Source organism: Streptomyces sp. PU-14G (assembly GCF_041028275.1).
GTDB lineage: Bacteria > Actinomycetota > Actinomycetes > Streptomycetales > Streptomycetaceae > Streptomyces.
Window position 1 is genome coordinate 24758 of sequence record NZ_JASKYT010000027.1, and the last position, 11460, is coordinate 36217.

General features: G+C 73.6%; 12 protein-coding genes. 8 read left to right on the forward strand and 4 right to left on the reverse strand.

Annotated elements, in window-relative coordinates; translation table 11 throughout:
- Positions 1-18: 18 nt before the first annotated feature.
- The 4 genes from AB8Z75_RS05570 to AB8Z75_RS05585 form a co-directional block, all read right to left on the reverse strand.
- Positions 19-654, reverse strand: coding sequence for an HAD-IA family hydrolase (locus tag AB8Z75_RS05570; RefSeq protein WP_369200230.1), 636 nt, complete (start codon positions 652-654; stop codon positions 19-21).
- Positions 651-1223, reverse strand: a complete 573-nt coding sequence (locus AB8Z75_RS05575; protein WP_369200231.1) for a cob(I)yrinic acid a,c-diamide adenosyltransferase — start codon at positions 1221-1223, stop codon at positions 651-653. The genes AB8Z75_RS05570 and AB8Z75_RS05575 overlap by 4 nt, the downstream gene beginning before the upstream one ends.
- 94 nt (positions 1224-1317) lie before the next feature.
- Entirely contained in the window at positions 1318-2073 is a 756-nt protein-coding gene (locus tag AB8Z75_RS05580) for an ABC transporter permease (RefSeq protein ID WP_369200232.1), read from the reverse strand.
- A 32-nt stretch (positions 2074-2105) separates the two neighbouring features.
- Positions 2106-2894: an ABC transporter ATP-binding protein gene (locus AB8Z75_RS05585; RefSeq protein WP_369200233.1), complete on the reverse strand. Its 789-nt coding sequence runs from the start codon at positions 2892-2894 to the stop codon at positions 2106-2108.
- Positions 2895-2975: 81 nt separating this feature from the next.
- Here AB8Z75_RS05585 and AB8Z75_RS05590 point away from each other — a divergent pair, with 81 nt between their 5' ends.
- The 8 genes from AB8Z75_RS05590 to AB8Z75_RS05625 form a co-directional block, all read left to right on the forward strand.
- Positions 2976-3686 (forward strand): TetR/AcrR family transcriptional regulator, encoded by a 711-nt coding sequence (locus AB8Z75_RS05590; protein WP_369200234.1) that lies wholly within the window; start codon positions 2976-2978, stop codon positions 3684-3686.
- A 186-nt stretch (positions 3687-3872) separates the two neighbouring features.
- Positions 3873-4721 (forward strand): 3-hydroxyacyl-CoA dehydrogenase family protein, encoded by an 849-nt coding sequence (locus AB8Z75_RS05595; protein WP_369200235.1) that lies wholly within the window; start codon positions 3873-3875, stop codon positions 4719-4721.
- 384 nt (positions 4722-5105) lie between these two features.
- A complete protein-coding gene (locus AB8Z75_RS05600; protein ID WP_369200236.1) occupies positions 5106-5465 on the forward strand; it encodes an STAS domain-containing protein in 360 nt (119 codons plus the stop codon).
- A 115-nt stretch (positions 5466-5580) separates the two neighbouring features.
- Positions 5581-8130, forward strand: a complete 2550-nt coding sequence (locus tag AB8Z75_RS05605; protein ID WP_369200237.1) for an ATP-binding protein — start codon at positions 5581-5583, stop codon at positions 8128-8130.
- Between the two features lie 117 nt (positions 8131-8247).
- Positions 8248-9192, forward strand: a complete 945-nt coding sequence (locus AB8Z75_RS05610; protein WP_369200238.1) for an ABC transporter ATP-binding protein — start codon at positions 8248-8250, stop codon at positions 9190-9192.
- Positions 9189-9998 carry an ABC transporter permease gene (locus AB8Z75_RS05615; RefSeq protein WP_369200239.1) on the forward strand — a complete coding sequence of 270 codons (810 nt, stop codon included), beginning with the start codon at positions 9189-9191 and terminating at the stop codon, positions 9996-9998. Before AB8Z75_RS05610 ends, AB8Z75_RS05615 begins: the two co-directional genes overlap by 4 nt.
- Positions 9999-10039: 41 nt before the next feature.
- Positions 10040-11323, forward strand: coding sequence for a sensor histidine kinase (locus AB8Z75_RS05620; RefSeq protein ID WP_369200240.1), 1284 nt, complete (start codon positions 10040-10042; stop codon positions 11321-11323).
- On the forward strand, positions 11313-11460 hold a 148-nt coding region (locus AB8Z75_RS05625; RefSeq protein WP_369200244.1), incomplete at its 3' end, for a response regulator transcription factor. The genes AB8Z75_RS05620 and AB8Z75_RS05625, both read left to right, overlap by 11 nt.

The following is an 11460-nucleotide window of genomic DNA, read 5'->3' on the forward strand; positions in this document are numbered from 1 at the left end:
GAAACGGTACTCGTTGCCTCAGGGCCGGTTTTCGCTGGCCCGGGGGAAGCGGGAGGCGAACGCGTCGAGCGCGGCGAGCGTACTGGCGGAATCGGTGTGCAGGTGTCCCGTCATGCCCAGTGACCTCGCCGCCTCGACGTTGCGGGCCACGTCGTCGACGAACAGTGCGTCGGACGCCGCCGCGTCCAGCAAGTCCAGGGTGTGCGTGTAGATGCGCGGGTCCGGTTTGGCGTACCCCACCTCGCAGGAGAGCACGGCGACTTCCGCGGCCGGCAGCACCGCGCCGAGGTGGGGGCGGGCGTCGGGCCAGGCGTTGCTGACGAACGCGGTGGCCGCACTGGCGCGCAGCGCCGCCACCGCGTCGAGCAGCTCCTGGTCGTACACGGGGTCGGCCGCCAGGTCGTCCCGCAGCTCGGTGACCGCCGCCGCGTCCAGCCCGAGACGTTCGCGCACCACCGACCACCACTGGGGCCCGTCCATCCGGCCGACGAGCACCTCCGTGTCGTTGCCCGCGTACACGGCGGTCACGAAGTCCCGCTCGCTGATGCCCAGCCGCGCCGCCCACTTGGCGGAGGCGGCCGGGAGTTTGTCCTCGACCACCACGCCGCCCAGGTCCATCAGCAGCGCGGGCCGCCGGCCCCGAGCGGGGCTCACCGCTCGCCCCCCGGCACCCACAGCACGTCGCCGACGGACTTGTTGGCCGTACGGGCGAGGATGAACAGCAGGTCGGAGAGGCGGTTGAGGTAGGTGGCGGTCAGTGGGTTCATCGTCTCGCCGTGCTCCTGGAAGGCGGCCCAGGTGGAGCGCTCGGCGCGGCGGACGACGGTGCACGCCTGGTGCAGCAGCGCGGCGCCCGCGGTGCCGCCCGGGAGGATGAAGGAGCGCAGCTTCTCCAGGTCCTCCAGGAACCGGTCGCAGTCGGCCTCCAGCTTGTCGATGTAGGCCTGCTCGACGCGCAGCGGCGGGAACTCGGGGTCCTCCACGACGGGGGTGGCCAGGTCGGCCCCCACGTCGAACAGGTCGTTTTGGACGCGCAGCAGGACGGTGCGGACCTCCTCGTCGAGGCCGCCCATCGCCAGCGCGGTCCCGAGCGCGGCGTTGGCCTCGTTGGCGTCCGCGTACGCCGCGATGCGGGTGTCGGTCTTGGCCGTACGGCTCATGTCGCCGAGTGCCGTCGTGCCCTTGTCGCCGGTACGGGTGTAGATCCGCGTGAGGTTCACCATGCTGCGAGCGTAGCCCGCGTACCCGCACGTGGAAGGGCGCCGCCCGGCCTGTCGGCCCGCCCCCGGCGAGGAGCGCGGGGGCGGGCGCGCGCACCTACGCGCCGGCTCTCCTGAACACCTGGGTGCCCAGGCCCAGCGAGACGGCGGCGAGCGCGAGGGCGACCACGGCGCCGAGGGCGAGGGTTCCGTCCGCGTAGTGCCCCAGGAAGGCGTCGCGCACGGCGTCGACGACGTACCTGAACGGCACGAAGTGCGACACGGCGTCCAGCCAGCCCGGTGCCAGCGCCATCGGCAGCAGGATGCCGGAGAGCAGGACGGCCGGCAGGTTCAGCGAGTTGATGACCGGCGCGAACTCCTGCGGTGAGCTGACCCGCATGGCCAGCGCGTACGACAGCGAGGCGAGCGAGGCGGCCAGGACGCCGACGAGGACGAAGCCGATGGCCACCCCCGCCACCGGGGTGCGCAGTCCGAAGGCGACGCCTACCAGGACGAGCAGGAGCGACTGGGCGAACAGCTGGAGCACGTCGCGCACCAGGCGCCCCAGCAGCAGGGCGAGCCTGCTGACGGGGGTGACGCGCATGCGCTCCACCACGCCGTGGTGCTTCTCGATCAGGAGGGTGAACCCGGCGAACGCGGAGGAGAACAGCCCGAGCTGGACGAGGAGGCCTGGCACCAGTGTCTGCCAGGAGTCGCCGGCGCCGCCGAGGTCGATGTCGGACAGCAGGGGGCCGAAGAAGACCAGGAAAAGCAGCGGTTGGAGCAGCCCGAACAGCACGCCCAGGCGGGAGGCCAGCGTCTGCCGGACGTAGCGTCCCGCGATGATGCCGGTGTCGGTGAGCAGGTGGGACATGTGGTGTCGGTTCCTTCGGGGGAGGGGCAAAGTCACACGGCCACGGGTGCGCGCTCGGACTCGCGGCGCGCCTCGCGTCCGGTCAGGGCGAGGAAGGCGTCCTGGAGGCTGGCCTCCACGGAGCCGCCGTAGGTCTCCTTGAGTTCGGCCGGGGTGCCCTCCGCGGCGACGCGGCCGTCGTCCACGACCACCAGCCGGTCGGCGAGCGCGTCGGCCTCGTCCAGGTAGTGGGTGGTCAAGAAGACGGTCATCCCGCGCTGCTCCCGCAGGCGCCGCACGAGCTGCCACAGGTCGGCGCGGCTGCCGGGGTCGAGGCCCGTCGTCGGCTCGTCGAGGAAGAGCAGGCTGGGTTCGTGGGTGAGCGCCATGGCGATGTCGAGGCGCCGCCGCTGACCGCCGGACAGTGCCCGGCAGGGGCGGTCGAGCAGGTCTTCGAGATCCAGCTCCCCCGCCAACTCGTCCGTGCGGCGGACGGCTTCCGCCTTGCCGAGGCGGTAGAGGCGGGCCTGGGTGGTGAGCTCCTCGCGGACGCTGACGACGGGGTCGACGCCGCCGGTCTGTGCGACGTATCCGATGCGTTTCCGCACGCCCGTCGGGTCGGCGATCAGGTCGTGGCCCGCGACGGTCGCGGTGCCCGAGGTGGGCGCGAGCAGCGTGGTCAGCATGCGGAGCGTGGTGGTCTTGCCCGCGCCGTTCGGGCCGAGGAAGCCGAGGATCTCGCCCTGTTCGACGGTCAGGTCGATGCCGCGTACGGCTTCGATGGTGCGGTTCTTGGCGCGGAAGGTCCGGGACAGCCCGGTGGTGTGGATGGCTGCTGGCATGCCGACAGGAAAACAGAGCCGCTTAAATTTTGCAATGCCCCCAAGGTTTCACCTCCCCCACTGAGGCTGTACCGTGATGCCATGGCCAGTACTGCACCGAACGCCGACGCCGCGTCCGCACCAGGCGCCGCACCGGACGCCGGCACGGCACCGAAAGAGGGCCGCAGGGAGCGGAAGAAGAGGGAGACCAGGACGCGGATCTCCGACATCGCCACGGGCCTCTTCATGGCGCGCGGCTTCGACGCGGTGACCATCTCCGAGATCGCCGAGGCCGCCGACGTCTCGGTCAACACGGTCTACAACTACTTCCCGGCCAAGGAGGACCTCTTCTTCGACCGCGAGGAGGAGATGATCGACCGCACCGCCGCCCTGGTGCGGGACCGCGCGCCGGGCCAGTCCGCCGCCGCCGCGGTGCTGGGGAGGCTGCGCGAGGACATCGCCGAGCGGAACCTGTACGCGGGCATCAGGGAGGGCTTCGGCGACTTCATGCGCGTCGTGCGGGAGTCGCCCGCGCTGGTCGCGCGCCTGATGGTGCTCCACCACCGCACCGCCGACCGGCTGCGGCAGACCCTGGAGGCCGAGACCGGCGCGGGCCCCGAGGACCCCATGCCCGAGCTCGTCGCCTACGAACTGGTGAACCTGATCAACCTCGTGACGCGGCGCGCCACGCTCAGCGTCGCCGACGGCGTCTCACCCGAACGGGCCGCCGGGGACGCGCTCGCCAGACTGGACGCCTACGAGTCCCTGGTCACCGACGCGCTTCTCAACTACGCGAGGAAGCCCGCTCGCTGACGCCCGCCCAGACTCCCGCGCCCGACGGTGTGATGTCCGCCATGTGAGACGTGATGCGTGTCTCTATCCCGCCCACGGCTTGCGAAGAAGCGCTAATGTCCGCCCAACAGGCGGACATTCACGGGGCGCGAAGCGTACGCATCGGCGCGGGCTGGTCGCCCGGCGGGACGAAGTGAGGGGAAGAACGTGGCGAAGAAGCTCGCCGTCATCGGGGCCGGCCTCATGGGCTCCGGAATCGCGCAGGTCTCCGCTCAGGCGGGCTGGGACGTGATGCTCCGCGATGTGACGGACGAGGCGCTCGCCCGCGGTACCGACGGGATCAAGGCGTCCTACGACAAGTTCGTCTCCAAGGGCAAGCTGGCGGCGGCCGACGCCGAGGCGGCGCTGGGACGCATCACCACCACCACGGACCTGGACGCGGTGGCCGACGCGGACGTCGTGGTGGAGGCCGTCTTCGAGAAGATCGAGGTCAAGCGGGAGATCTTCGCGGCGCTCGACAAGCTCGCCGGCGAGCACGCCGTCCTCGCCTCGAACACCTCCGCCATCCCGATCACCAAGATCGCGGCAGCCACGGAACGCCCCGAGCGGGTGGTGGGCACGCACTTCTTCTCGCCGGTGCCGATGATGGCGCTGTGCGAACTGGTGCGCGGCCACAAGACCAGCGACGAGACGCTCGCCCTCGCGCGGGGGTTCGCCGAGTCGGTCGGCAAGACGTGTGTCGTCGTCAACCGCGACGTCGCCGGCTTCGTCACCACCCGGCTCATCTCGGCGCTCGTGGTCGAGGCCGCCAAGCTGCACGAGTCGGGTGTCGCCTCGGCGGAGGACATCGACACCGCGTGCAGGCTCGGCTTCGGCCACGCCATGGGCCCGCTGGCCACCGCCGACCTGACCGGCGTCGACATCCTGTTGCACGCCACGGAGAACATCTACACCGAGTCCCGGGACGGCAAGTTCGCTCCGCCGGAGTCGATGCGGCGGATGGTCGACGCGGGCGACCTCGGACGCAAGAGCGGACAGGGCTTCTACGAGCACTGACCCCGCCGCCCCCCCCGGTCGCTCCCCCGAGCGGGGGAAGCGTCCCCCGGTCGGGAACGCCTCGCGGCCGGGACGCACTCGCCCGCAAGGGTGAAACTCCGTATCGGTCGGGAAACGGACGGCAACTCGGACGCACCGTTGCCCGTCATCCGGAGTGGGCCGTCGCGCAAGCGGACCCGGGGCCGCCTCGGAGCCGCCCGTCCGACGGCACACCACCGGCTCGTCGGACACACCGGCCCGGCGGCCCGGCGGACACACCGGCGCGTCGGCGTAGGGGCTCCCCGGCGAGCGGGGAGCCACCGGAAGGACCGCCCCGGCAGCGCTGACGGCTCGCCGGAACACACGTCAAGGATGCACGCCACGGACACCACTCCGGGAGCACATATGCACATCAGGGGCGACCACGCCGAGCTGGTCGTCGGAGGTCGTCTCGACGTCCGCAGTGCCGCGGACGCCCGTACGGTCCTGCACGCCGCTGTCGACGCGGGCGACGGCGATCTCGTGCTCGACCTCGCCGGGCTCGACTCGTGGGACGCCACGGGGCTCGGCGTGATCATGGGCGCGCACCGCCGCGCCGGGCGTTGCGGCAGGAGACTCGTACTACGGAAGGTGCCGCCGCAGATGCAGCGCGTGCTGGTGGCCACCCGGCTGCACCGGATCCTGGCCATCGAGCCCAGGCCGGCGCGCGGCCAGGCCGCAGGTCCCGAGGGGTCCGCCAGTACCGGCCTCCTGGCGAACCCATGACAATCCCGTCGGTCCCGCCTCCGTACCGCTCCGCTTCCTGGAGAATGGAGAGCGCGCGCCGGACCGACCCCGCTCGGGTGGCCGGTCGCGACATCTGTTCTTGGGAGACATGACGATGGATCGGCACGCCAGCGACCGACCCCCGCACGGGGACCAGCACGAGCCCACCGGCGACGCGCACGGCCACAGCGGCCCGGCCCCCGACGCCGGCCGCCCCGCCGGCGAGGCGGCCAGGGCCGTGCGGCTCGTCGCCGAGCAGTACCTCGTGACGGTCAACCCCGTCGACGGCAGCGAGGTCGAACCCTGCCCGCCCGGCACCCGGCACGACGCGCCGCCCAAGCTCGCCCCGCCCGACCGGCCGGTGGCCGAGACCCCGACCGCCGCGGCGAAGCTGCCGCCCGGCAGCCTGGTCGAGCGGGACGAGGAACGCGAGCGGCTGGTCCGGCTGCTGACCCGGGGCCGCTCCGTGCGGCTCACCGGGCCCGCAGGATCAGGCCGCAGCGTCCTCCTCGACGTCGTCGCCGAGGACGTCGCCCGCCTCGCCCCCGACGGTGTCGTCCGCCTCAGCGGCCACCGCCGCACCCCCAGCGACCTGATGTACGACCTGTTCGCGGCCGTGCACAGCGCCCCCCTGCACCGCCCCGGCAAGACGGAACTGGTGCGGGCCCTGGCCGGGGTCGGTGCCATCGTGCTCGTCGACGACCTGGAGTTCGGCGGCGCAGCCCTCGACGAACTGCTGCGGGCCACCCCCGAGTGCGCCTTCCTCTTCGCCGCCACCCCCCACGTGGCCGCGCCCGCCGCGGACTCCTGCGTCGAAGAGGTCTTCCTGGCAGGACTGAGCCGCACCGCCTGCCTCGACCTGCTGGAGCGGGCCATCCACCGGCAGCTCACCGACGAGGAAGCCGACTGGGCGGCCGGACTCTGGTTCGACTCGGAAGGCCTGGCGCTGCGCTTCGTCCAGGCCGGCGCACTGCTGCGGCTGCAAGCGGACGGCGGTGTCGTCCCAGGACTCGCCGGCGACGCCGCCCTCGCGCCCCCGCTGGCCGCCGCCCTCCCCGAAGCGGGCCGGGAGGCGCTGCGCCTCGCCCTCGCGCTCGACGGCGAGCTCCCGCACCCCACCCACCTGCCCGCGCTCACCGGCGACCCGGACGCCGACGACAGCGCGACCGAACTGCTGGCCTTCGGCCTGATCAGCCCCGCGGGCGACCACTTCAAGCTGGCGGCGGGCGTCGCTGGACAGCTCGCGGAGGCCGGCTACGGCGAGGGCCGCGACGCCCACGCGCTGGCCGCCGCACAGCACTACACCTGGTGGGCGGGACACCCGTCCGTCAGCGCGGACCGGGTCACCCAGGAGGCCGACGCGCTGCTCGCCGCCGCCCGCGGCGCCCACCACGGCGGCAGCTCCAGCGCCGCCGTGCTGCTGGCCCGCACCGCGGCGCCGGTCCTCGCGGCGGGGATGCGCTGGAGCGCCTGGGAGCGGATGCTGCGCTGCGGACAGGAGTCGGCCCGCGCCTCGGGCGAGCTCGCCGAAGAGGCCTACTTCCACCACGAGCTGGGCGTCCTGGCGCTGGCCGCGGGCAATCCGGAGCGGGCGCGTACCGAGCTGGAGGCCGCGATCGCGCTGCGGGGCACCCTCGCCGAGCAGCGCGGCATGGTCGCGGGCCGCCGGGCGCTCGCGCTGGTGACCGACCGGCTCGCCTCTCCGGGTGCCGCCTCGGCTGCCGGTGCCGCGGGCGCGTCCGGAGCAGCGTTCGGGGCACCGCCGCGGCAGACACCGGCGAACGCGCCGATGTCTCCGGCCGAAGAGGCCACCACGGAGGCGCCACAGCCGGGCACGGCGGTCACGCCGTCCGTCTCCACCGGCGCGACCACCGCGGTCGTCGCCTCGGCCGGCTCCGCGGACCAGGCACCCGGCGGCTCCGCGGAGCAGGCACCGGGCGGCACGCTGATCTCCCCGTCCGACCAGGCGTTCGCCTCCTCCGGCGCGGCGGGCGCCGGCCGCGACGGCGGACCGGGCCGGAGCGGACGGCACGGCGCGCCGCGCGGCTGGCGTGCCTTCGCCAGCAGCAAGCGGAACATGGCGGCAGCGGGCGCGGGCGCCCTGCTCGCCGCCGTCCTCGGCACCGTCGTCACCCTGGGCACCGTCTCCGACGACAGCACACCCGGCACCGTGCGGCCCGACTCCTCGACCTCCAAGGAGGAGCAGGACAACGCACCCGGTGACGAGGCCCCCGGTGACAGCGGTGGCACCGGTGCCCCCGACCACCGCCAGCCGGCCGCGGGCACCCCTTCCCGAGACACCGAGGGTCCGGCCTCCGGTGCGAAGAAGAGCGAGTCGCCCAGGGACGAGACCAGCCCAGGCAAGAGCACCCCCAGCTCCCCCCAGGAGTCCTCCAGCGACCCGGGCGACGATGCGCCGTCCTCGCCACAGGACCCGCCCTCCTCACCGGACGACCCGCCCACCTCGGACGATCCTTCGGACCCGCCCACCTCCGACGACCCTTCGGACCCGCCCACCGACGACCCGACCACGCAGGACCCGCCGTCCTCGCCCTCCTCCAGCGGGAACGACGGCGGTGACGGCTCCGCGAGCGGCACGGCGACCGGCCGGGCCCCCAGCGGCGGCAGCACACAACCGGGCACACCGAGCCGGTCCGCCCCGTAGCGGCGGCGGGGGCAGCACCGCGGCCCGGTCGTAGTCCTGGCATCAACCGATCGGTCGATGCCAGGACGAGAGCGTTGGGCGATGTGCGCACGGCGCCCGCGGCGGCACGCTCGTGCCATGCCACTCATCGAAGTCAGCGGGCTGCGCAAGGAGTACGGCGGGCACCCGGTCGTGGACGGGGTGAGCTTCTGTGTCGAGGAGGGCGAGATCTTCGGCGTCCTCGGCCCGAACGGCGCGGGCAAGACCACCACGGTCGAGTGCGTGGAGGGGCTGCGCGCCCCCGACGCCGGGCGGGTCCGCGTCGCGGGCCTGGACCCCGTCGCCGACCACGACGACGTCACACAACTCCTCGGCGCCCAGCTCCAGGAGAGCCGGCTGCAACCCAAGATCACGGTGGGCGAGGCGCTGCGGATGTACGCCGCGTTCTACCGGCACCCCGCCGACTGGCGCTCCCTCGCCACGAAGCTGGGGCTCGAAGACCGCCTCGACGTGCGGTTCGGCGCACTGTCCGGCGGCCAGAAACAGCGGCTGTTCATCGCCCTGGCCCTCATCGGCGACCCCCGGGCCGTGGTGCTGGACGAGCTGACGACCGGCCTGGACCCCAGGGCCCGCCGGACGGTGTGGGAACTGGTCGAGGACATCCGCGCCTCCGGCGTGACGGTGCTGCTGGTCACCCACCTCATGGAGGAGGCCCAGCGGCTGTGCGACCGGGTCGCCGTCATCGACAGGGGCCGGCTGGCCGCGCTGGGCACCCCGGCCGAGCTGATCAGCCGGAAGGCCGACCCCACGGTCATCGCCTTCACCCCCTCGCAGCCGGTGCCGGAAGCGGAGCTGAGCGCACTTCCCGGAGCCCGCTCGGTCCGGACCCAAGGGCCCCGCGTCACCCTGCACGGCACGGACGAGACGGTCGACGCGCTCCTGACCACCCTGGCGCGGCGCCGCATCACCGCGGGCCAACTGCGCGTCAAAGACGCGTCGCTGGACGACGCCTTCCTCGACCTGACCGGCACCGGGCCCGCAGCGCCCGAGACGGCGCACGCCCACCAGGAGAACCTGACATGACGACCGCGCACCCGTCCGCCCCGCCCCCGGCCGCACCCCGGAACGGCACCAGGCCAGGACGGGCCCCGTCCGCCCTGGCGGCCGTCCTGCGCACCGAGTTCCGGCTCTTCCTGCGCGAGCCCGGCGCGCTCTTCTGGGTCGTCGTCTTCCCGCCCGCGCTGCTGACCATCCTCGGCTGCGTCCCCTCCTTCCGCGAGGCGTCCGCCGAGCTCGGAGGGCGGCGGACGGTGGACCTGTACGTCCCGGTGGCCGTCCTGCTGTCGATGATCGTCTCCGGCGTCCAGACGATGCCGAGCATCCTGACGGGCTACCGCGAACGCGGCATCCTGCGCAGACTCCGCGCCACCCCCGCCCGGCCCCGCCACCTGCTGACCGCCCAGATCGTGCTCCACGGCTGCGCCAGCGCCGCCTCGGTACTCCTCGCCTTGGCCGTCGGGCGGCTCGCCTTCGGCGTGGCACTGCCCAGGCAACTCGCCGGATACCTGGTGGCCGCCGCCTTGACCGCGGGCGCTGCCCTCTCCCTCGGTGCCGTGCTCAGCGCGACCGCCAGAACCACGAAGATCGCTCAGACGGTCGGCACCCTCGCCTTCTTCCCCATGATGTTCACCGCCGGAGTGTGGGTCCCGGTCCAGGCGATGCCGGACACCCTCCGCCACCTCGTCGAGTTCACCCCCTTCGGCGCGGCCTCCCAGGCCCTCGACCAGGCGGCGACGGGCACCTGGCCCGGCTGGACGCACCTGGGGGTGACGGCGCTGTGGACAGCGGTCTTCGTGCGGACGGCGGTGCGCCGGTTCCGCTGGGAGTAGCCGACGTCCTCGCGGCGCCGCGCGCGGGTGAGACTGGAGCCATGACCGAGGCCGGCGCGGCGGAGCCCGCACACCAGCAGGCGGCGGCCCTGCTCAAGGGCTGGGACCGGTTCTTCCGGTGGGGGCCCTACGCGCTCCTCGCCCTGAGCGCGGCCCTGACGGCGGCGACCCGGACCGAGTTGATGACCGAGGGCGAGGCGGTGGCCGCCGCCGTGCTCGGCCTGGCGGCGCTCGCCCTCCAGCTGTGGTGGGGACGGGCGGTGCGCACGGCACCGGGGCCGGGACCGCTCGGTGCCTTCTACTACGTCACCCGCACGGTGCTCGCCGGAGTGCTGACACTGCTCAACCCGTTCTGCGCGCTCTACGCGGTGGCCGGATACTTCGACGCCGGCCGCCGGCTGCCGAAGCGCTGGGTGCGCGCCGGGCTCCTCACCAACGCGGCCACCATGGCCGGATCCCAGTCCGGAGGTCTGCCGCCCGGACCCCTGGTGGGCTGGCTGATCTTCGCCGCGCTCTTCCTGCTGAACGCCTCGCTGGTGCTCTACTTCGCCCGACTGGCGCAGCAGGAGGACGAGAGCGCCCGCGCGAGGGAGGCCACCATCGCCGAACTGGGCCGCACCAACGCCCGGCTCGAACAGGCACTGGAGGAGAACGCGGGACTGCACGCCCAACTGCTCCTCCAGGCGCGGGAAGCCGGTATCAGCGACGAGCGGCGCAGGCTGGCGGCGGAGATCCACGACACGCTCGCCCAGGGGCTGACCGGGATCATCACCCAGCTCCAGGCCGCCTTGGACAGCGCGTCGCACGAGGCCGCCCGCCCGCACGTGGGCCTGGCCAGTCAACTGGCCCGCCAGAGCCTCGCACAGGCCCGCCGCTCGGTACAGAACCTCGCCCCCAGGGAGCTCGAACACGACGCGCTGCCCGCGGCGCTGGAGAAGGCCACCGGCGCGTGGGCACGCTCCGCCGGGGTGCGGGCGGACTTCACCGTCACCGGAGCCTTCGAGCCGCTGCACACCGAGCTGGAGGCCACCTTGCTGCGCATCGCCCAGGAGGCGCTCACCAACGTCGACCGGCACGCCCGAGCCACCCGGGCGGGCGTCACGCTCTCGTACATGGGCGACGAAGTCACCCTGGACATCCGCGACGACGGCCGGGGCTTCGACCCGCGCGCGGTCCGCGAGCGCCCGGGGACGCACGGGGGGTTCGGACTGGGCGGCATGCGCGCCAGGGCCGAACGCCTCGCCGGCACGGTCGAGATCGAGTCGGAGCCGGGCGGCGGGACGGCCGTCTCCGCTCGCGTACCGTTGGTCCGCCATGACGACTGAACAACCACCGCCCGGGCCAGAGCCCGTCTCCGTGCTGCTCGTCGACGACCATCCGGTGGTCCGCGACGGACTGCGGGCCATGCTGGAGCGGGGGCCCGGATTCCGGGTGCTCGGAGAGGCGGCGGGCGGGGTGGAGG

Bases quoted from the DNA above. Each gene is read 5' to 3' on its own strand.
- AB8Z75_RS05605 (WP_369200237.1), top strand. From the start codon at position 5,581: ATGGATCGGCACGCCAGCGACCGACCCCCGCACGGGGACCAGCACGAG.
- AB8Z75_RS05585 (WP_369200233.1), bottom strand. From the start codon at position 2,894: ATGCCAGCAGCCATCCACACCACCGGGCTGTCCCGGACCTTCCGCGCC.
- AB8Z75_RS05610 (WP_369200238.1), top strand. From the start codon at position 8,248: ATGCCACTCATCGAAGTCAGCGGGCTGCGCAAGGAGTACGGCGGGCAC.
- AB8Z75_RS05620 (WP_369200240.1), top strand. From the start codon at position 10,040: ATGACCGAGGCCGGCGCGGCGGAGCCCGCACACCAGCAGGCGGCGGCC.
- AB8Z75_RS05615 (WP_369200239.1), top strand. From the start codon at position 9,189: ATGACGACCGCGCACCCGTCCGCCCCGCCCCCGGCCGCACCCCGGAAC.
- AB8Z75_RS05590 (WP_369200234.1), top strand. From the start codon at position 2,976: ATGGCCAGTACTGCACCGAACGCCGACGCCGCGTCCGCACCAGGCGCC.
- AB8Z75_RS05580 (WP_369200232.1), bottom strand. From the start codon at position 2,073: ATGTCCCACCTGCTCACCGACACCGGCATCATCGCGGGACGCTACGTC.
- AB8Z75_RS05600 (WP_369200236.1), top strand. From the start codon at position 5,106: ATGCACATCAGGGGCGACCACGCCGAGCTGGTCGTCGGAGGTCGTCTC.
- AB8Z75_RS05575 (WP_369200231.1), bottom strand. From the start codon at position 1,223: ATGGTGAACCTCACGCGGATCTACACCCGTACCGGCGACAAGGGCACG.